Genomic DNA, 20,626 nt, shown 5'->3' on the forward strand with positions numbered 1-20,626 from the left:
TTGTTATCCAGGCACCACGCTTGAACCCAAACGCAAGATAACAGAACGGTAATCTACCGGACCACCCCCGGTAAGCGCCCGCCCTCCACACTCCTGACTTACAAAGAAGCCCGCGTCCCGCGCCGCCAGGCGCGTCAAAACCCGCGCGCCTCCCTCTGCCTCTTTTCAGGAAACCGTCATGTGGATCGTCAAGCTCGCGCTGCGCCGCCCATATACATTCGTGGTCCTCGCGGTGTTGATCTTTATCGTCGGCCCCCTCGCGATACTGCGCACGCCGACCGATATCTTTCCGAACATCGACATCCCGGTGGTCAGTATCGTCTGGACGTATAACGGCTTTTCCGCCCAGGACATGGCCAACCGCATCACCTCGAATTACGAGCGCGCCCTGACCTCGGACGTCGACGATATCGAACACATTGAGTCGCAATCGCTGAATGGCGTCTCGGTAGTGAAGATCTTTTTTCATCCGGGCGCGGATATCAATCGCGCGATTGCCGAGGCGGCCTCCAATTCCGCGTCCATTCTGCGTGTGCTGCCGCCTGGCACGCTGCCGCCGAACATCATTACGTATAACGCGTCGACGGTGCCGATCCTGCAACTCGGGCTCTCCAGCGACACGCTATCCGAACAGCAGCTCTACGACCTCGGCAACAGCCAGATCCGCACGCAACTGGCGACGGTGCAAGGCGCGTCGGTACCGTTGCCGTTCGGCGGCAAAGTCCGCCAGATCATGGTCGATATCGATCCGCGCGCGCTCCAGGCCAAAGGTCTTGCCCCGCTCGACGTAGTCAATGCCGTCAATGCGCAGAACCTGATTCTGCCGGGCGGCACCGCGAAAATCGGCACGAAGGAATACAACGTGCAGATGAACGGCAGTACCGACACGGTGGCCGCGCTGAACGATCTACCGATCAAGACAGTGGCCGGCGGCGTGGTGTATGTGCGGGACGTGGCCCATGTGCGCGACGGCTACGCGCCGCAAACCAATATCGTGCGCAGCGACGGCAAACGCGCCGCCTTGCTCACCATCGAGAAATCCGGCAGCACGTCCACGTTGACCATCATCCAGCAGGTCAAGGCGATGCTGCCGCATATCGCGGCCGGCTTGCCGAGCGCTTTACACATCACCGCGCTGTCCGACCAATCGGTGTTCGTCAAGTCGGCGGTCGTGGGTGTGGCGCGCGAGGCTGTGATCGCCGCGGCCCTGACGGCCGTGATGATCCTGCTGTTTCTCGGCAGCTGGCGCGCCACGCTGATCATTGCGGTGTCGATTCCGCTCGCGGTGCTGACTTCACTGATCGCGCTTTCCGCGCTGGGCCAGACCATCAACATCATGACGCTCGGCGGACTCGCGCTCGCAGTGGGTATTCTCGTGGACGATGCCACGGTCGCGATCGAAAACATCACGCATCATCTGGAAAACGGCGAACCGCTGCACGACGCAATTCTGAACGGTTCAGGTGAAATCGCCGTGCCGACCTTCGTCTCGACACTATCGATCTGCATCGTGTTCGTGCCGATGTTTCTGCTCTCCGGCGTCGCGCGCTATCTGTTCGTGCCGCTCGCCGAAGCGGTGGTATTCGCGATGATCGCGTCGTATTTCTTCTCGCGTACGCTGGTGCCGACGCTCGCGATGTATCTGATGCGCGCACGCAGCAATACGCCGGTGACGGGTAATGGGCCGATTGCGCGGTTGATCCGCTTCCAGGCCGGTTTCGAACATCGCTTCGAACGCCTGCGCGAAGGCTATCGTGGCGTGCTTGCGAGGGCAATTGCGCGCCCGCGCCGCTTCATTGTCGTCTTCCTCGTGCTGTGTATGGGCTCGCTCGCACTGGTGCCGTTTGCCGGCCGGGACTTCTTCCCGGCGGTCGATACCGGCGAAATCCGCCTGCATCTGCGTGCGCCGACCGGCACGCGTATTGAAGACACCGCGCGCATTACCGATGAAGTTGAAGCCCGGGTGCGCAGTGTGATTCCGAAGCAGGAACTGGCCGCCGTGCTCGACAATATCGGCGTGCCGGTGAGCGGCATCAATCTGACCTACGATTCGTCGGACCCGATCGGCCCGGAAGACGCCGACGTGATGATCACTCTCGCGGCCAAACACAAGCCCACCGCGGCTTATGTAGCGACGCTGCGCACAACCTTGTCCAGTGATTTTCCCGGCGTCACGTTTGCATTCCTGCCCGCCGACATCGTTAGCCAGATTCTCAATTTCGGCTTGCCGGCGCCCATCGATATCCAGATCGTCGGCAACAAGCTCGACGCTAACCGCGTGGTCGCGAACCGCTTGCTCGCGGAACTGCGCAGCGTGCGTGGTCTCGTCGACGCGCGGATCCAGCAGCCGGGCGATGCCCCCGCAATCAACGTGAATGTCGACCGCACACGGGCGATTCAGGCCGGCCTGCTGCAACGTGACGTGTCGCAGAACCTGCTGATCGCGCTCTCCGGCAGTTCGCAGACCTCGCCGAATTTCTGGCTCGATCCGCGCAACGGCGTCAGCTATCCGCTCATGGCGATGATGCCTCAGTACGACATCAATTCGCTGCAATCGCTCGCCAATATTCCGGTCGCGCAAATGGGTGGCACGGGTGCCGCCGTCATGAACGCGTCCGTTGCGGCAAACGGTAACGGCCCCGAGCCGCAAAACTTGCTCGGCGCGCTGAGCACGCTGACACGCGGCACCCAGCAGGCTGTCGTCTCGCACTACAACGTGCAGCCGGTGCTCGATATTTTTGCATCGACCCAAGGGCGTGATCTCGGTGGTGTGGCGGCCGATGTGACCCGGCTCGTCGATCAGATCCGGCCGCAATTGCCGCCGGGCGCGTCGATCGTGGTGCGCGGCCAGGTGCAGGCGATGCACGACTCGTTCAGCGGCCTCGCAAGCGGGCTCGTGTTCGCGATCGCCCTTGTCTATCTGCTGATGGTCGTCAATTTCCAGTCGTGGCTCGATCCGTTCATCATCATCAGCGGCCTGCCGGGTTCGCTCGCGGGCATCGCGTGGATGCTGTTCAGCACCGGCACACGTCTGAGCGTGCCGGCACTGACCGGCACGATTCTGTGCATCGGCATTGCCACGGCCAACAGCATTCTCGTAATCAACACCGCGCGTGAATTCCATCACGCTGGCAAGCCACCGTTGCAGGCTGCGCTCGAAGCCGGCTTCAGCCGCTTCCGTCCGGTGCTGATGACCGCGCTCGCCATGCTGATCGGCATGCTGCCGATGGCGCTCGGCCTTGGCGACGGCGGCGAACAGAACGCGCCGCTCGGTCGCGCGGTGATCGGCGGCCTCGCGCTTGGCACGGTGTCCACATTGCTGTTCGTCCCCGTCGTCTACGGGATGGTGCATGCATGGCTCGACAAACGCCGCGCGGCCCGCACCGACACACAAGAATCCGGCGTTTCCGCCCGCACACTTTGACTCCGACGAGAGCTCGCTCATGAACAATCCATCACTTCCGCCCGACCTCGGCGACAGGTCTCAACCGGACGTCGAGGCTGATCGAGCCGCTGAGGCCGTGAAAGCCGACGAAGCGGCCCGCTCCGCCAACGTGAGCGCAAGCCCGAAGCCGCGCCGCCGTCTCTGGCCGCTCGCATTGACCGGCCTCGCCGCGGCGCTGCTGATCGTCGGCATCGTGCCTCGTCTGCACGCAAGCGCTGCGTTGACGCAACAGACACAAGCGCAAAGCATCCTCAGCGTTTCCGTGGTCACACCACGCGCCGCGCCGGCCGTCCACGAGTTGCTCTTGCCCGGCGCGGTGACACCGTTCGCCGAAGCGTCGATCTATGCGCGTACGAGCGGCTATCTGGCGCACTGGAACACCGACATCGGTGCCCAGGTAAAAAACGGCCAGACGCTCGCCACGATCAGCGCGCCCGATCTGGATGCACAACTGCGCCAGGCCCGTGCCGACGAAGCCACCGCGCAAGCCAATTTCGACTTCGCGAAGACCACCGCGCAGCGCTGGCAGGAAATGCTGAAAACCCAATCGGTCGCGCAACAGGATGCGGATACGAAAGTCAGCGACATGGAAGCGCGCCGCGCGATGCTGGCGTCGGCGCAAGCCAATGTCGCGCATCTGGCCGAACTGGTGTCGTACGAAAAGATCACCGCACCGTTCGACGGCACGATCACCGCGCGCAATGTCGATGTCGGCGCACTCGTGACGGCGGGCGGTACGCCCGGTACCGCAGGTATGTCGGGTGAGCTGTTTCATATCCAGCAGACCGGCGTGTTGCGCGTGTTCGTCGACGTGCCGCAGAACGACGCGCCGTACGTCACGCCCGACACCGGGGTGTATCTGAGCGCCCAGCAGTATCCCGGGCGGCACATCGCCGCAAAGGTGGCGCGCACCACCGGCTCGATCGATCCGTCGAGCCGCACGCTGCGCGTCGAGGTCGACGTCGATAACAAGGACGGTGCGCTGATGCCGGGCGCCTACGCGCAGGTGCATCTGCAGTTGCAGTCGACCACGCCGGCGCTCGATCTGCCCGTCAGCGCCCTGCTCTTCCGTCCGGATGGCGTGACGGTCGCCGTGGTCGACGGCGACGGCCGTGCGGCGCTCAAGACGGTGCACATCGGCCGCGATTTCGGCACGCATGTGGAGATCACCACGGGCCTCGCGGCTACCGACCGTGTGATCGACAACCCCGGCGATTCGCTGAGTACCGGCCAACTCGTGCAGATCGCGCCAGCTGCGCATAGCTGAGCGCCAGTCATCGAAAGGATGAGTCGAATGTCTTCAATGTCTGTTTCACGGCGGCTTTTGTGCGATTCGCCTTTGAGCCGCCCGTCTTTGCATCGTCCGTTCCTGCGCCGGTCCGTTGCGGTCACGCTGATTGGCGCACTGCTGAGCGCCTGCTCGACGTTGCCGCCGTACCAGCGTCCCACCGCCGGGATCCCCGCGCAGTACGCAGGCGCGGCGCCTGGCTGGGCCCAGGCCGCCCCTGCCGACACGGCACCGCGCGGCCCCTGGTGGACGATCTTCAACGATCCGGTGCTGAATCAACTCGAAGCGCGCGTCGAGGTCTCGAATCAGACCGTACGCAAGGCGGTTGCACAAGTCCAGCAAGCGCGTTCGATGGTGGATTATCAGCGCGCCGGCTTTTTCCCGACGATCACCGCCGGTGCCGCCGAGAACCGCTCGAGGACCTCGCAGAACCTCGTAGACCGTTCGCTTGCAGGCAAGACCATCCCCGATTATTCGGCCGGCGTGTCCGCGAGCTGGGAGCTGGATCTGTTCGGCCGGGTGCGCGACACGGTGACCGGCGCGCGAGCCGATGCCGATGCGAGCGCGGCGGATCTCGAAGCCGTGCGTCTGTCAATGAGTGCCGATCTCGCCGTCGACTATTTCTCCCTGCGCTCGCTCGACACGCAAAAGAAGTTGCTCGACGACAGCGTAACCGCCTACGCCGCCGCTTTGAAACTCCTGCAGCAGCAACTGAAAGACGGCGCGATCGATGCCTCCGCTGTGGCTCAGGCCACTACCCAACTCGAAGCAACGCGCACGCAAGATACCGACATCGACGTGACGCGCGCGCAGATGCAGCATGCGATTGCCACGCTGATCGGCGAGCCGGCCTCGACCTTCACGCTACCGCCGAACGGCTCGGCTGCAACGCCGCCGGCGATTCCCGTTGGCTTGCCGTCGCAGTTGCTCGAACGACGCCCCGATATCGCCGCCGCCGAACGGCGCGTGGCGTCGGCGAATGCACAGATCGGCGTGGCGCACGCGGCGTTCTTCCCCGATCTGGTGTTGTCGGCAAGCGCGGGGCTGGAAAGCACCTTCTTCGCGCCCTGGCTCAGCGCGCCGAGTCTGTTCTGGTCGCTCGGCCCGCAACTGGTCGGCACGCTGTTCGACGGCGGCAAGCGCACGGCCAGTCTGCATGGCGCGAAGGCGCAGTACGACGGCGCGGTGGCGGATTACCGGCAATCGGTGCTGGCGGCCTTCCAGCAGGTCGAGGACAATCTGTCCGCCTTGCATTCGCTCACCGACGAAGCCGCCAGCCAGCAGCGTGCGACTACCGCCGCGGATCTATCGTTGCGGCTCACGACAAACCGCTTCAACGCGGGCGCGGTCAGCTATCTCGACGTGGTGACCGCACAGACGATCGCGCTGACGAACCAGCGCACGGCAGATCAGATCGCCGCGCGGCAGTTGGAGTCGAGCGTGTTGTTGTTGAAGGCGCTGGGTGGGACGTGGCGCAGGCAGGACGATGGTGTGGCGGCGCAGGATGGGGCGGACGCGGCGAGCGTCACCGGGTCTGTCGCCCCATCAGCGGCCCAACCCAGCACCACGCTTGCTACTGCGCCCACCGGACAGCACGCCCCTAAACCCGCCGGAACGTAAGAACGAAACGCGTACTCTGCGCGTCGCTCTCAGCGTGCACCGTGCCGCCGTGCAACTCCATGATCGTGCGGACGATGGCAAGGCCGAGCCCCGTCGAACCGGTGGACCCTTGCGACGAGCCGGACGAAGGCAAGGCGCTGCGCGACGGATCGATGCGATAGAAACGGTCGAAGATCCGTTCGAGATGCTCGGCGGCAATCGGCTGCCCCTGGTTCGACACGGTGACGCGCACCTCGTCAGCCGTTGTGCGAGCATCGAGCGTGATCTCGCCGCCGCGCGGCGTATAGCGGATCGCGTTGGCCAGCAGATTGCTGACGGCGCGGCGGAACAGTTCAGCATCTGCCGTCAGCATCGCCGCGCCGGTGACCTGCACCCGGACATTCGCATCGTCGGCAATACCTTCGAAATATTCGGCAATCCGCGTCAGTTCCTGCACGGCGTCGAACTCGCGCATATGTTTGACGAACTGCGGATGTTCAGCACGCGCGAGAAACAGCACGTTTTCGATCATTCGCGACAGACGATCGCACTCTTCCAGATTCGATGCGAGCACGGATTCATATTCGTCGGCGGAACGCGGCCGGGCGAGCGCGACTTCGGCGGCGCCGCGCATGTTGGCGAGCGGCGTGCGCATATCGTGCGCGAGGTCGGCGGTGAAACGCGACAGGCGCTGAAAGCCGAGATCGACGCGTTCGAGCATGGCATTCAGCGACGCCACCAGTGTTTCAAGTTCGCTCGGCACACGCGCCACCGTAATCCGCGTATTCAGACGATTGACCGTGACGAGCCCCGCGCTCGCCGCGATATCGCGCAGCGGCCGCATGGCCGCGCGAATCAGCAGATAGCTCAGCAACATCGCCAGAAGCACGCCGGCCGCGCCGGCGATGTTGAGCTTGTCGCGATAGCGGTCGAGCAGCCGCCAGCGGTCGCTCATATTGCGCGCGATCAGCACGGTCGCCGTGTCGCCGTCGTGCAGCCGCGCGTCCGCAAGAATGCCGCGGATCGGTGCGCCATTGCGGCCGGTCCAGGCGCCGATATCCACTTCAGTAATGCGCGCCGAAGCGGCAATACGCGTGAGCGGCGGCAACGCGGCGATCGTCTCGACGCCGCCGGCTTCAGCGGTTTCGCCGGCATCGCTGGGATCGCTCGTGTCGCCTGCCCCATTGAGTGCGACCGAAGCATCGGGCGCATTTGAGACTGTAGACGCAGCGCTGCCTGCCGTGCCGCCTGGCGCCGGGAAGGTCTCTCCGGCGTTGTGTTCGATCGCCATACGCCCATCGGGACCGAACACTTCCATCGACATCGCTTCATTCCCCAGCACGGTGCTGGCCAAGCGCTCGCCGTGCTCGCGAATGCCTTTCGATGCATCGAGTTCCTGCGCGAGCCGCCGTGCGTGGCGTGCGGCGAGCACGATGTCGAGATCGTCCTGCGCCTTGATCTGCTTTTCCAGCGCAAGATACAGAAAACTCCCGACCAGCACGAAAACCGCGAGCGTGGTGACGCCGAAGGCAAGCGCGAGCGTCGCGGCGAGCGAGCGGCCACGCATCAGGCGGCGTCCTTCAATTCGAGCACATAGCCGACGCCGCGCACCGTGTGAATCAGCTTGACGGGAAAGTTATCGTCGATCTTGGTGCGCAGCCGGCGGATCGCGACTTCGACGACATTGGTGTCGCTGTCGAAATTCATGTCCCACACATAGGACGCGATCTGCGTGCGGCTCAGCACTTCGCCCTGACGGCGCGCCAGCAACTGCAGCAGCGAAAACTCGCGCGGCGTGAGATCGATACGCGTGCCGCCGCGTTTCACGCGCCGCCGATTGACGTCCATTTCCAGATCGCCCACCTTGATCAGCTCGCTTTCGCGCGGCGGTCCACGGCGCGCCAGCGTACGTACCCGGGCCAGCAATTCGACGAAGGCGAAGGGTTTGACGAGGTAATCGTCCGCGCCGAGTTCAAGGCCGCGCACGCGGTCGTCGACGTCGTCGCGGGCCGTGAGGAACAGCACCGGCGTGGTACGCGTGCTGCGCAAGGTCTTGACGATGGTCCAGCCATCCATGCCGGGCAGCATCACGTCGAGCACGATCACGTCGTACTCTTCTTCCTGCGCGAGGATCAGCCCTTGTGGGCCGTCGTTCGCGACATCGACCGCGCAGCCGGATTCTTCGAGGCCTTTCTTCAGATAGGCCGCTGTCTTGAGCTCGTCCTCGATCACCAGGATTCGCATGGGGAGTGCTCCGCTGTGCTTGACTTGACCGTCAAATCATACCGGCAAGCGGCGTGCGTGATGATTACGATCCGGTAATGTTGGCTGCGCACAGTGCCAGGCCCTGCCCGCTCGCAGAAAGGCCACGTTTAACCGGCCGCCGTGCCGCTGAACATCGACATCCTTTCCAGCATCCAGCGCAGCAGTTCATCCGCGGCGGTGGCCAACGGGCGGCCCGCTCGAACCAGTATCCGGGCCTTCGCCGAGGCAAACAGCGGATGCTCGATCGGCAACGCAACGAGTTCGCCCGCCGCGATTTCGTGCATCGCGGCGAAGCTGCCGATCAGCGTCGCCCCCTCGCCCTTCTTGACGAAGCGTTTCAACACCGTCAGCGAGTTGGTGGTGAGCGTCGGCCGGATCTGCACGTTATCGGCGAAGGCCAGCATCTGCACGGCTTGCCCGAGACCGAACGCCGGCGGCATCAGCGCGAGCGGACACTGGAGCATTTCGTCGACGCTGACAGGCCCACCACGCACCGCCAGCGGATGTCCGGCGTGCACGAGCAGCACCACCGGCTGCAGTGAGGTGGCCCGGTACTCGATGTGCGGATCGCTCGGCGGGTTGTACGCCAGCCCGATATGGGCACGGCTTTCGACGACTTCGCTCACGATCTCGTTAACCGGCAGCATTTCCACCGTGACGTCGAGCTTCGGATAGCGGGCACAGAAGTCGGTCAGCACCTCGTCCATCAGGCCGTCGATATAGCCTTCGCTGATCACCAGCCTGATCTGCCCCTGCTGCAGCCCATGGAGCGCCTGCAAGCGCTGTTCGAACTGTTCCTGCTGCGCCTGGCAGCCGTGCCAGAATTCGATCAGATGCTGTGCCGCTTCGGTAGGCGCGACGCCGCGCGCGTGGCGCTCGAACAGCGGCGCGCCGATCTCCTCTTCAAGCAACCTGATTTGCCGCGTAATCACCGAAGCCGCCGTGTTCAGCTGGTCCGCCGCGCCGCGAATCGAGCCGTGGGCGAGCACTTCATGGAAATAGCGCAAGCGGCGCTGGTTGATTTCCCGCATCGTCTGGCTCCTGTGCCTGTGCCTGTGCCTGTGTTTGCGTTTGTGGCGTTGCTCAATTCCATGCGTCATCGAGCGTTGCCCAGCGAGCAACAATACTGCACTTTAGTTGCTCTTGCTATCCAGTTATTGGCTACCGACTATCGGCCCGGTACCCAATCAAGCGAAATCGCGAGCCACTCGTCACATCGTCGTTCCCCACCTGCCGTTCGCAACCGTTCCCCTGGAGGCTGTCCGTGTCCGCTATTCCATCGAATCCGAGTGCCGACGAGGCCACGGCGCTTTACAGCCGGCTCAACTGGCGTTTGTTGCCGTTCCTGCTCATCTGCTATCTGTTTGCGTGCCTCGACCGGCTCAACATCGGCTTCGCGAAACTGCAGATGCAAAGCGATCTGGGTTTTTCCGATGCGGTCTACGGCGTCGGCGCAGGCATCTTTTTTCTCGGCTATGTGCTGTTCGAAGTGCCGAGCAATCTGCTGCTGCCGAAAGTGGGTGCGCGCAAAACGATCAGCCGCATTCTGGTGCTGTGGGGCCTCACGTCCGCGTCGATGCTGTTCGTCCACAACGTGCCGATGTTCTACGGCCTGCGCTTTCTGCTCGGCGTATTCGAAGCCGGCTTCGCGCCGGGGATGATCTTTTACCTGACCTACTGGTACGGCGAAGCCCGCATGGCGCGCGCGATCGCGACCGTGATGATCGCCGGGCCGCTTAGCGGCGTGGTCGGCGGCCCGTTGTCGACGTGGGTCATGACGGCCTTTGCGGGCGCTTATGGACTCGCCGGCTGGCAATGGATGTTTCTGGTCGAAGGACTGCCGTGCATCGTGCTCGGTGTGATCGCGTGGTTCTTCCTGGTCGACCGCCCCGCCGATGCGAAGTGGCTCTCGGCCGACGACAAACGGGTGCTCGCCAGCGGGCTGGGCGCACCGCCCGCGGCGCATCACTCGTTCGGGCAGATCGCGCGCGATCCACGCGTGTACCTGATGGCGATCGCATATTTCTGCGTGATCTGCGGCATCTATACGGTCAACTTCTGGCTGCCGACCATTCTCAAGGCCGACGGCGTGACCGACACGATGCAGATCGGCCTGTATTCGACGATTCCCTACATTGCCGCGGTGATCGGCATGTATCTCGGCGGACGCAGTTCGGATCGCCACGGCGAACGACGTTGGCACAGTGCGGTGCCGGCACTCGTCGGCGCGGTGGCGCTGGCCGTCGCGACGCTGGCGAGCGGGCATCTTGTGATGTCGCTGCTTTTCATGACCGTCGCCACGGCGATGATGTGGGTCTCCTACACCGTCTTCTGGGCCATTCCGTCCGCTTATCTGAAGGGCGATTCGGCCGCCGGCGGCATCGCGCTGATCAACACCATCGGCCTGTTGGGCGGCTTTCTGAGCCCCACGATCATCGGTTGGGCCAAGACGGCGACGGGCAGCCTGCAGGCGGGGCTGTACGTGATGGTCGGGCTGCTGGCGCTCGGCGCGATTCTGCTGGTCGCGAATCGCGTGCCTTCGCCAGCCGCCGCGCAGGCTCGCCGGGCCTGACCCGCCGACTCGCGTGACTCAGTTCACTGACTCAATGAACTGACTCAGTGAACTGACGCAGCGACCAACCTCCGTCACCAACCTGACTGACCGAACTGACGGACCAGACTCAACGGACATGCCGGCGCGACCCTGCGTGCCGGCTTCTTCAACGGAGAGCATTAACTTGGCATTCAAGATCCTGATTGCTGGCTTCCAGCACGAGACCAATACCTTCGCGCCGTCGCCCGCGACCTACGACAGCTTCGTGCGCGGCGAGGGCCATCCGGCCATGACGCGCGGCGACGCTGTGCTCGCGCTGCGCGACGTCAACCTGCCGATCGGTGGTTTTATCCGTGCAAGCGAGCAGCACGGACATACGCTGATGCCGGTGATCTGGACCGCCGCCAGTCCATCCGCGCAAGTCACAGAAGACGCCTACGAGCGGATTGCCGGCGAGATCGTCGCGGCCGCCGGCGCCGGCGGTTTCGATGCCATCTATCTCGACTTGCACGGCGCGATGGTGGCGCAGCATGTGGACGACGGCGAAGGTGAACTGCTCGCGCGCCTGCGGGCGAAAGTCGGTGCGTCGGTGCCGATCGTCGCCTCGCTCGATCTTCACGCAAACGTGACCGAACGCATGCTCGCGAGCGCGGATGCGTTGGTCGCTTACCGCACCTATCCGCACGTCGACATGGCCGCTACGGGGGCGCGGGCGGAGCGCCTGCTTGCGCGTCTGCTGGACGAGCGCAAGCCGCTCGTGTGCGCCGCGCGCCGCTTGCCGTTTCTGATTCCGATCAATGGCATGTGCACCCTGCTCGAGCCGGCTCGCTCGATGTACGCGGCACTCGGCATGCTGGAAAAAGATCAGGTCGTCTCGCTCTCGTTTGCGCCAGGCTTTCCGGCTGCCGATTTCCCCGAATGCGGCCCGGTTATCTGGGGCTATGGCGACAACGCGGCGGCGGCGCGCGCGGCCGTCGATGCGCTCTACGACACCATGCTGCGCGACGAATCGTTATGGGCTGTGCCATTTTTGTCCCCCGAGGCTGCCGTCGCTGAAGCGATGCGCCTCTCCGCCACGGCGCAGAAACCCATTGTGATCGCGGACACGCAGGACAATCCGGGCGCGGGCGCCGATTCGAACACGACCGGCATGCTGCGCGCGTTGCTGGCCGAAGGCGCACAAGACGCCGCACTCGGCCTGATCTGGGATCCGGAAGCGGCCGCGCAAGCGCATGCGGCAGGCGTGGGCGCCACGCTCGAGCTGGCGCTGGGTGGCCGTTCGAACGTGCCGGGCGACACGCCGTTCGCGGGCCGCTTCGAGGTCGTGGCGCTGTCCGATGGCCGTTGCCGCTACGACGGGCCGATGATGCACGGCATGCAGGTGAATCTCGGCCCCGTCGCCTGCCTGAAAATCGGCGGCGTGCGGATTGCCGTGAGTTCGACCAAGGCGCAGATGCTCGACCGCAATCTGTACCGGGTCGCGGGCATCGAGCCGGAGCAGATGAAAATACTCGTGAACAAGAGCTCAGTGCATTTTCGGGCCGACTTCGAGCCGATTGCGCACGCCGTGCTGGTCGCCAAGGCTCCAGGTCCGATGACCGCGGATCCGGGCGACTTGCCGTGGACGCGGCTCACGCCCGGCATCCGCACGCGACCGATGGGCGCGCCGTTCGCCGGCTAGGTGCGCAGACTGAGCGCAATGGCCGTCTTCACTCGACGTTGTCGGCCACGTCCACCATCCGGATCATATGGGGTTTGACGGCGTCGTCTTCCTCGTCGGCGGCGGCTGTGGGCGGATGAATCAGCGTTTCGAGCCGCGCCCTGGTGGCAAGAAATTCCGCTGACGTGACCTGCGAATAGTCGCGCGGACGTGGCACCGGCACTTCGATCAATTCCTGCACCTCGCCGGGATTGGCCTTCAGCACCAGGATGCGGTCGGCAAGAAAAATCGCCTCATCGAGATCGTGCGTGATGAACAGCACGGTGACGTCGATGTTGCGCCAGATATCGAGCAAATGCGTCTGCATCTTCGCGCGCGTTTGCGCATCGAGCGCGCCGAACGGCTCGTCCATCAGCAAAATGCGCGGCCGGTTCGCGAGCGCGCGCGCAATCGCCACGCGCTGCTTCATCCCGCCGGACAATTGATGCGGATACGCGTTGGCGAACTTCGTCAGGCCGACCAGATCGAGCCATTGCAGCGCTTCGCGCTCGGCATGCATGCTGCTGTGGCCGTTCATCTTCAGGCCGAACATGACGTTTTTCTTGACCGTCAGCCACGGAAACAACGTGTAGCCCTGAAACACCATGCCGCGATCGGCACCGGGCCCTTCCACCGGCTTGCCGTCGAGCAGCACGCTGCCGCTCGTCTGCCGCTCGAGGCCCGCGAGAATGCGGATCAAGGTCGACTTGCCGCAGCCCGACGGTCCGATGACGCAGACGAACTCGCGCCGGTGCGTCTTGAAGCTGATGCCGTTCAACGCCGTGCACTCGCCCTGTGCGGACTGGAAACGCTTGTCGAGGTCGCGAACTTCCAGAATCACTTCGCGCGACTTCAGACGGTCGAAACGCTCGCGCACCGCCTCGGACTGGATCAGGTACGACGGAATCGGTTGCGGATTTAACATGATGGAATCCTTTGAATGCGGTGCAGCGGGCTGCAATGCGCAGTGGTATGAACCAGGCCGCTACGCTTTGAGCGTACGGTCCCACGGAAACAGCTTGCGGCCGAGATACGCCAGCACGAGGTCGGTGCCGAGCCCGATGATCCCGATCATCATGATCGCCGCGTAGACGTTGTCGAAATGCTCATAGCGCGCCTGCTGCGTGATGTACCACGTGATGCCGGAGCTGGTGCCGACCAGTTCCGCCACGATCAGGTAGGTCCATGCCCAGCCGAGCAGGATGCGCTGGTCGCGGTACAGGTCCGGCAGGATGCCGGGAATCACAACATGCGTCAGCAGCTTGAGTTTTTTCGTGCCGAGCGTCATCGCCGCTTCGAACAGGCCGTACTCCAGCTTGCGCGTGGTGTTCGCCACGATCAGCACCTGCTGGAACAGTGTGCCGATCACGATGATGGCGATCTTGGGGCCGTCGTAAATGCCGAGGATCGCCACCATCAGCGCGCCGAACGCGGGCGCCGGCAAGTAGCGGAAGAACTCGAAAAAAGGCTCCTGCAGCCGGGCGATCGCACTGTACGTGCCGCACACGATACCGATCGGCACGCCGATCAACGACGACAGCACAAAGCCCCAGAAGATCACCTGGATGCTGTGCCACAGGCTTTGATGCAACCACACGCCGTCGCGCGACGCGGGCGGCGTCGTGAACGCGGTGTAGAACGCACGCAGCACCTCGTGCGGCGCGGGCAGGTACACGGGGTTGACCAGCTCGCCCGTCGGCAAGGCGGTATGGCTCGCCTGCGCATGGCTCAGTTCGTCGGCGAACACGGCTTTGTCGACGCGCATGCCGGGCTGGAAATAGTCGACGCTGCCTGGGCTGTCGATCAGCACCTGCGGATGCCAGGCGAACGGCACGTAGCTGACGATGCACCACACGAGCAGCGGCAGCAGGAACGAGCCGGCGCCCAACAGCCACTTGCCGCGCGCCGAGAGTTCGCGGCGCACCGCGAACCAGTCGCTCCTGTTAATGACTGTCATGGGATTCTCCGAGGCAAAGTTCGGTTGCGTCGCTGTCGCGGCTCGTGTTCTCCGCACCGTTTGCGGACGTTGGCGCCGCCGGCACCAGGCTCTGCTGCTCGCATGCCGTTTCGCCGAGCCAGGCGCGCGCCAGATCGAGCAGCATCACATCCTGATGCGCGCGAGCGACGAAGGTTATGCCGAACGGCAATCCGGCATGCGCACCGCTCGTGCAGACACCCGCCGGCACGGCGAGCGCCGACAGGTCGAGCAGATTGACGAAGTTCGTGTAGTAGCCGAAGCGCGAGTTGACGCGAATCGGATCCGCCTCGAGTTGGTCGACGGTGGCGGTCGTGGCCGAGGTCGGCGTGACGATCGCATCGATCTGCTGCCACACCTGACTGGCCTCCATGCGCAGAACGGCAAGGCGATCGAAGGCGGCGAACACATCCGCCGCGCTCCAACGTGCCGCGCCGCCGATGATCTCGCGGATCACCGGATGCAACGCGTCCGGCTGCGTTTCGACGAACTCGCGGATCGCGGCGAGCCGCTCCGCGACCCACGGCCCCTCGTACAGCAGTCGTGCGGTGGCAAGGAACGGTTCGAAATCGATCTCGATCAACTCGGCGCCGGCTTCACGCACGCGTGTCAACGCGGTGTCGAAGGCCTGTGCGTACGAAGTGTCGCCGAAAAATTCGAGCTGGTCCGCACGCGGCACGCCAAAGCGCACGCCGCGCAAAGACGATTGCGAAGCAGGCGGCACTGATTCGCGCGTCACCGGATCAGGTGCGTGCTGCGGCGACGGCCGTAACGGGTGCGGTTGCATCAGCGGCTCAAACTCGCGTGCATACGGGTCCGCTTCCGCGACGCCGCGTGCCACCTCGAACACGCGCTGCGCATCGTTCGCCGAGCGCGCGAAGATCGACACGCAATCGAGCGACTTGCAGGCCGGCACCACCCCGAGCGTGCTCAGCACGCCCCTGGTCGGCTTGAGTCCGATCAGGCCGTGAAACGCAGCCGGTACGCGCCCCGAGCCGGCCGTGTCGGTGCCCAGCGAAAATGCCGCGAGGCCTAGCGCAACCGACACCGCCGACCCGGAACTGGAGCCCCCGGACGCATACCGCGGATCGAGCGCGTTGCGGCAGGCGCCGTGCGGCGAACGCTGCCCGGACAGGCCGGTGGCGAACTGATCGAGGTTGGTCTTGCCGATAGGAATCGCACCGGCCGCGATCAGACGTTGCACGACCGCCGCGCTTTTGTCGGGGGTGTAGGCATACGCCGGACACGCGGCCGTCGTCGGAATACCGGCCAGGTCGATGTTGTCCTTGATCGCGAACGGAATGCCGTAGAGCGGTAGTGCTTCGATATCGCGGCCGGCGAGTGCATCGACGTGGCGCATCATCTCGTCGCGGCTCAACGGACGAATCCACGCGCGATGAGGATCGTCCCCCGAGGTTCGCGCAGCGATCGCTTCGACCACCTGCGCCGGCGTGAGACTGCCATCGCGGTAGCGCGCCTGCAGCGCTGCAATCGACATCGATTCGAACAGATCGTCGTGTTGTTTCATTTGCACGTAGCCTCCTCTGTGGCGTCGGCTGCAACGCCGGCACGCAGCACCATCAAGCGCTGACCCGCAACAACCGCCGCGCCGGCCGCACAATCGATCGTTTCGATCACGCCGTCTTCCGAAACGGCAACGGACACTTCCATCTTCATCGATTCGACGATCGCCACCACCTGCCCTTCGCTGACGCGCTCGCCCTCGCTGACGAGCAGTTTCCAGACACTGCCCGATACATCGGCGACGATGCTCTGCTGACCCGCCGCGAGTGCGTCGGCCGCCCCGTTGCCGGACGCCGAACCCGCGTCGCTGCCCGGCTCGCCGACATACTCCGCGTGGCCGGCTGCAGCCCAGCGTTCGCGTTCTTCGTCGAAAGCCGCCTGCTGCGCGTTCTTGAATGTGGCGATCGATCCGGCTTCGTCCTGCAGGAAGCGGTTGTATGCACCGAGGTCGAACACCGACTCTTCGATCTTCAGACTTGCGCGGCCGGCGATGAAGTCGGCGCGTAAGCCGGCAAGCTCGGTTTCGCTCACTTCGTAGAAGCGGATCTCGTCGAAAAAGCGCAGCAGCCAGGGCTTGCCGGCTTCGAACTCGCGCGTGGTGCGATAGCGATTCCACATCTGCACGGTGCGGCCGACAAACTGATAGCCGCCCGGCCCTTCCATGCCATACACGCAGAGATAGGCGCCACCGATCCCCACCGCGTTCTCCGGCGTCCACGTGCGCGCCGGGTTGTATTTGGTGGTGACGAGCCGGTGACGCGGATCGAGTGGCGTCGCCACCGGCGCGCCGAGATAGACGTCGCCGAGACCCATCACCAGGTAGCGGGCATCGAACACGATGCGCTTCACGTCGTCGATGCTATCGAGGCCGTTGATGCGGCGAATGAACTCGATATTGCTCGGACACCACGGCGCGTCGGGCCGCACCGATTGCATATAGCGTTCGATTGCGATCCGCGTCGACGGGTCGTCCCAAGACAGCGGGAGATGCACGACGCGGTTCGGCACGCGCATCGCGTCGACGGCGGGCAATTCGCGCTCGGCGCGTTGAAGATGCGCCAGCAAGGTCTCGTGCGACAGCGCGCGCGGGTCGAAATGCACCTGCAGTGAACGGATGCCCGGCGTGAGATCGACAATGCCGGGCAGCCGGTGGGCATCGAGCCAGTTCATCAACGCATGCACGCGAAAGCGCAGGTTCAGGTCCAGCATGAGCGGACCATATTCGACCAGCACGTTCTGATCGCCGGAGCGACGGTACACCACGCCGGTGCCCTCGCCTGCAGATGGATCGCTGTAGAGAACGCAATCGTGGGCATTGAGGCTCGCGCCGGCCGCGGTGGTCGAGGATGCCGTCCCCGACGGTTGCTCGCGCACGGGCTCGAAGCTCACCGTATCTCCTGGCCGCAGTTGCCCAAGCTTCCATAACTCGTCGCCCACCACGGTCACCGGACAGACGAAACCGCCGAGGCTCGGACCGTCCGGACCAAGAATGACCGGCATATCACCGGTGAAATCGACCGCGCCGACCGCATACGCATTGTCGTGAATGTTCGACGGATGCAGCCCCGCCTCGCCGCCATCCGTGCGGGCCCACTGGGGCTTCGGGCCGATCAGGCGGACGCCTGTGCGGCTGGAGTTGTAGTGAACCGTCCAGCGCGTGCCGTACAGCATGGCGATGTCATCGGGTGTGAAAAAATCCGGCGCACCGTGCGGGCCGTCGAGCACGCCAAGGCGCCAGTCGTGCGTCAGCACCGGCACGCGTGCAGGATCGAGTTGCGCGCCCGCTTCGCCACGGCCAGCGTCGGCGGCGAGATGCAGCACGTCGCCTTTGCGCAAGGCGCGCCCCGCGTGGCCGCCGAACTGACCCAGCGTGAAAGTCGCCTTGCTGCCGAGGTAGTCCGGCACCTGCAAGCCGTCCTTGAGCGCGAGGCACGCACGCATGCCGGCGCCGGTCACGCCGCCGAGCTTAAGCACCGAACCTGCCGCCGCCCGCGTGACCTGCCAGAGCACGACCGGCTGGCCGTTGAGCTTGGCGGCGAGCGGTGCGCCGCCCAGCACGAACAGCGTTGCGGTGTTAAAGCGCAGCGTCGCGCCGACCATCGCGCATTCGAGCCCGGCCGCGTCGGCTGGATTGCCAAGCAGTTCGTTGGCGAGCCGGAACGACAGATCGTCCATCGGGCCGGACGGCGGTACGCCGATGTCCCAGTAACCGACGCGTCCAGGCGTCTGCTGCACGGTGGTCTGCACGCCGCCGTCGAGCACGTCGATGGTGTGCGGTGCGAACACGAAGCGCGTGAGGAAGGCGGTGGTTTGCTCGCCGCGCGCGAAGGTAGCCGAACCGGCGATGGCGCGCAGATAGTCGAGGTTCGTCTCGATGCCGTATAGCTGTGTCTGCTCCAGCGCAGCACGTAACGCGGCGAGCGCGGCATCGCGGCTTGCGCCTTTGACGATGATTTTCGCGAGTAGCGGATCGTAGAATGCACTGACTTCGGTGCCTGCATCGACCCATGTGTCCACGCGTGCGTCGGCGGCGAATGCAACGTGCGTCAGCACGCCTGCGCTCGGCTGAAACTGCTTGTGCGGATCTTCCGCGTACAGGCGGACCTGGATGCTCGCCCCGCTGGGCGTCGGAACGAGCGTGTCGAGCGGTGCAAGCTCGCCCTCGGCCTGACGAATCATCCACTCGACCAGATCGACGCCCGTCACCTCCTCCGTGACGCAATGCTCGACCTGCAACCGCGTGTTCACTTCGAGGAAATAGAAGCGGCGCGTGTCGGCGTCGAATACGAACTCGACAGTGCCGGCGGATGCGTAGTGCACTGCCTGAGCGAGGCGCACGGCGCTTGCGTGCAGTGCCGTGCGTTCCGCTTGCGTCAGACCCGGCGCGGGTGTCTCCTCGATCACTTTCTGATTGCGCCGCTGCACCGAGCAGTCGCGTTCGCCGAGCGCAATCACCCCACCGCGGCCGTCGCCGAAAATCTGCACTTCGATATGGCGCGCGTTCTCGACGAACTTCTCGATATAGACGCCCGCGTTCGCGAAGTTGGCCTCGCCTAGCCGCGCGACCGATGCGAACACGCTCTCCAGTTGCGCCGCATCGCGGCACAGCGACATGCCGATGCCGCCACCGCCCGCGGTGCTTTTCAGCATCACCGGATAGCCGATTGATCCGGCCTCGCTTAAGGCGGTTGAAACATCCGGTAGCAAGCCCGTACCCGGCAGCAACGTGACCTCATTGGCTTTCGCGAGATCGCGTGCCGTGTGCTTCAGGCCGAACTCGCGCATCTGCTCGGGGCGCGGCCCGATGAAGCGGATGCCCGCGTCTTCGCATGCCTGCGCGAAAGCGGCATTTTCCGAGAGAAAACCGTAACCGGGATGCACGGCGTTCGCGCCGGTCGCGTGCACCGCTTCGAGAATCGCCGCGCTATTCAGGTAGCTGCCGGCCGCCACCGCCGGGCCGATGCAGATCGCTTCGTCGGCGAGCATGACATGCATGGCGTGACGATCGGCTTCCGAATAGACCGCGACCGAGGCAATGCCAAGACGCTTGAGTGTGCGAATCACACGGCAGGCAATTTCCCCGCGATTGGCAATCAGGACTTTATCGAATCTCATTGGGCATCCCAGATGGTCAGCCGCACGGGCGTCGGGTTGTAGCCGTTGCAGGGATTGTTCAACTGCGGACAGTTCGAGATCAGTACCGTGACGTCCATTTCGGCGCGCATTTCGACGTATTTGCCCGGCGCCGAGATGCCGTCTTCGAAGGTCAGTTTGCCGAGCGGCGTTACCGGCACATTCATGAAGAAGTTGATATTGCTGACAATGTCGCGTTTGGTCAGTTGCGTGCCCACGCCGCACGTGCAATGCGTGATGGCGTGCAGGAAGCTGTCACGGCAGCTATGCATATGGCGCTTATCGAGCGCATAGCGGACCGTATTGCTCTCGGCCGCGCAGGCGCCGCCGAGCGTATCGTGGCGCCCGCACGTATCCGCCACGATGGTCAGCATCGGCTTGCCGAGGTTCGACATCAGTGTGCTGCCGGCAGACAGATAAAGATTGCGTTGCGCGCGGATCGTGTCCTGCGCGCTGTAGCGTTCGAGCGGATCGGCGCTGTTATAGAACAGCGTATCGACGGCCTGATTGCCTTCCAGATCGAGAATGCGGAACATCTGTCCGCGCTTCACTTCATGCAGCCATGGTTCGCCGGACGGCAGCGTGAGGTCGTAGACCGCATGGCGGATATCGAGTTTGCTTTCGATGATAGGCATCGCGGGTCT

The 20,626-nt window shown here is 64.3% G+C and carries 13 protein-coding genes; 5 read left to right on the plus strand and 8 right to left on the minus strand.

Annotated features, from left to right (window positions below):
* Positions 1-178 precede the first annotated feature (178 nt).
* The 3 genes from ACUN0E_RS13875 to ACUN0E_RS13885 are packed head-to-tail and all read left to right on the plus strand — an operon-like array spanning position 179 to position 6,353.
* Entirely contained in the window at positions 179-3,424 is a 3,246-nt protein-coding gene (locus tag ACUN0E_RS13875; protein WP_445566951.1) for an efflux RND transporter permease subunit, read from the plus strand.
* Between the two features lie 19 nt (positions 3,425-3,443).
* Positions 3,444-4,712, plus strand: coding sequence for an efflux RND transporter periplasmic adaptor subunit (locus tag ACUN0E_RS13880; RefSeq protein WP_445566952.1), 1,269 nt, complete (start codon positions 3,444-3,446; stop codon positions 4,710-4,712).
* Between the two features lie 36 nt (positions 4,713-4,748).
* Entirely contained in the window at positions 4,749-6,353 is a 1,605-nt protein-coding gene (locus ACUN0E_RS13885) for an efflux transporter outer membrane subunit (RefSeq protein WP_445570436.1), read from the plus strand.
* Here the strand turns inward: ACUN0E_RS13885 and ACUN0E_RS13890 are convergent.
* The 3 genes from ACUN0E_RS13890 to ACUN0E_RS13900 all read right to left on the minus strand — a co-directional run bounded on the left by ACUN0E_RS13890 (position 6,334) and on the right by ACUN0E_RS13900 (position 9,628).
* Positions 6,334-7,899: a heavy metal sensor histidine kinase gene (locus tag ACUN0E_RS13890; RefSeq protein ID WP_445566953.1), complete on the minus strand. Its 1,566-nt coding sequence runs from the start codon at positions 7,897-7,899 to the stop codon at positions 6,334-6,336. The genes ACUN0E_RS13885 and ACUN0E_RS13890 overlap by 20 nt on opposite strands.
* Complete coding sequence (locus ACUN0E_RS13895) at positions 7,899-8,576, minus strand: heavy metal response regulator transcription factor (RefSeq protein WP_408224927.1); 678 nt, start codon at positions 8,574-8,576, stop codon at positions 7,899-7,901. Before ACUN0E_RS13895 ends, ACUN0E_RS13890 begins: the two co-directional genes overlap by 1 nt.
* A gap of 128 nt (positions 8,577-8,704) precedes the next feature.
* Entirely contained in the window at positions 8,705-9,628 is a 924-nt protein-coding gene (locus ACUN0E_RS13900) for a LysR family transcriptional regulator (protein WP_445566954.1), read from the minus strand.
* A gap of 233 nt (positions 9,629-9,861) precedes the next feature.
* Between ACUN0E_RS13900 and ACUN0E_RS13905 the strand changes: the two genes are divergently transcribed.
* Both ACUN0E_RS13905 and ACUN0E_RS13910 read left to right on the plus strand, forming a co-directional pair.
* Positions 9,862-11,169, plus strand: a complete 1,308-nt coding sequence (locus ACUN0E_RS13905; protein WP_445566955.1) for an MFS transporter — start codon at positions 9,862-9,864, stop codon at positions 11,167-11,169.
* A 166-nt stretch (positions 11,170-11,335) separates the two neighbouring features.
* Positions 11,336-12,832 carry a M81 family metallopeptidase gene (locus tag ACUN0E_RS13910; protein ID WP_445566956.1) on the plus strand — a complete coding sequence of 499 codons (1,497 nt, stop codon included), beginning with the start codon at positions 11,336-11,338 and terminating at the stop codon, positions 12,830-12,832.
* A gap of 28 nt (positions 12,833-12,860) precedes the next feature.
* On the opposite strand, the gene ACUN0E_RS13915 is transcribed toward ACUN0E_RS13910, so the two are convergent.
* From ACUN0E_RS13915 to ACUN0E_RS13935, 5 genes are read right to left on the minus strand one after another with little or no spacing between them, the layout of a single operon-like run.
* Positions 12,861-13,775, minus strand: coding sequence for an ABC transporter ATP-binding protein (locus ACUN0E_RS13915; protein WP_445566957.1), 915 nt, complete (start codon positions 13,773-13,775; stop codon positions 12,861-12,863).
* A gap of 60 nt (positions 13,776-13,835) precedes the next feature.
* Positions 13,836-14,807 carry an ABC transporter permease gene (locus tag ACUN0E_RS13920; RefSeq protein ID WP_445566958.1) on the minus strand — a complete coding sequence of 324 codons (972 nt, stop codon included), beginning with the start codon at positions 14,805-14,807 and terminating at the stop codon, positions 13,836-13,838.
* Positions 14,794-16,353 (minus strand): allophanate hydrolase, encoded by a 1,560-nt coding sequence (gene atzF, locus ACUN0E_RS13925; RefSeq protein WP_445566959.1) that lies wholly within the window; start codon positions 16,351-16,353, stop codon positions 14,794-14,796. Before atzF ends, ACUN0E_RS13920 begins: the two co-directional genes overlap by 14 nt.
* Positions 16,350-19,964, minus strand: coding sequence for an urea carboxylase (gene uca, locus ACUN0E_RS13930; protein ID WP_445566960.1), 3,615 nt, complete (start codon positions 19,962-19,964; stop codon positions 16,350-16,352). The genes atzF and uca overlap by 4 nt, the downstream gene beginning before the upstream one ends.
* Positions 19,961-20,617 (minus strand): urea amidolyase associated protein UAAP2, encoded by a 657-nt coding sequence (locus ACUN0E_RS13935; protein WP_408339998.1) that lies wholly within the window; start codon positions 20,615-20,617, stop codon positions 19,961-19,963. Before ACUN0E_RS13935 ends, uca begins: the two co-directional genes overlap by 4 nt.
* Positions 20,618-20,626: the final 9 nt, after the last annotated feature.

The organism is Paraburkholderia sp. D1E, assembly GCF_052682275.1.

Bases quoted from the DNA above. Each gene is read 5' to 3' on its own strand.
- ACUN0E_RS13900 (WP_445566954.1), bottom strand. From the start codon at position 9,628: ATGCGGGAAATCAACCAGCGCCGCTTGCGCTATTTCCATGAAGTGCTC.
- ACUN0E_RS13890 (WP_445566953.1), bottom strand. From the start codon at position 7,899: ATGCGTGGCCGCTCGCTCGCCGCGACGCTCGCGCTTGCCTTCGGCGTC.
- ACUN0E_RS13895 (WP_408224927.1), bottom strand. From the start codon at position 8,576: ATGCGAATCCTGGTGATCGAGGACGAGCTCAAGACAGCGGCCTATCTG.
- ACUN0E_RS13920 (WP_445566958.1), bottom strand. From the start codon at position 14,807: ATGACAGTCATTAACAGGAGCGACTGGTTCGCGGTGCGCCGCGAACTC.
- ACUN0E_RS13875 (WP_445566951.1), top strand. From the start codon at position 179: ATGTGGATCGTCAAGCTCGCGCTGCGCCGCCCATATACATTCGTGGTC.
- uca (WP_445566960.1), bottom strand. From the start codon at position 19,964: ATGAGATTCGATAAAGTCCTGATTGCCAATCGCGGGGAAATTGCCTGC.
- ACUN0E_RS13880 (WP_445566952.1), top strand. From the start codon at position 3,444: ATGAACAATCCATCACTTCCGCCCGACCTCGGCGACAGGTCTCAACCG.
- ACUN0E_RS13935 (WP_408339998.1), bottom strand. From the start codon at position 20,617: ATGCCTATCATCGAAAGCAAACTCGATATCCGCCATGCGGTCTACGAC.
- atzF (WP_445566959.1), bottom strand. From the start codon at position 16,353: ATGAAACAACACGACGATCTGTTCGAATCGATGTCGATTGCAGCGCTG.
- ACUN0E_RS13915 (WP_445566957.1), bottom strand. From the start codon at position 13,775: ATGTTAAATCCGCAACCGATTCCGTCGTACCTGATCCAGTCCGAGGCG.
- ACUN0E_RS13885 (WP_445570436.1), top strand. From the start codon at position 4,749: ATGTCTGTTTCACGGCGGCTTTTGTGCGATTCGCCTTTGAGCCGCCCG.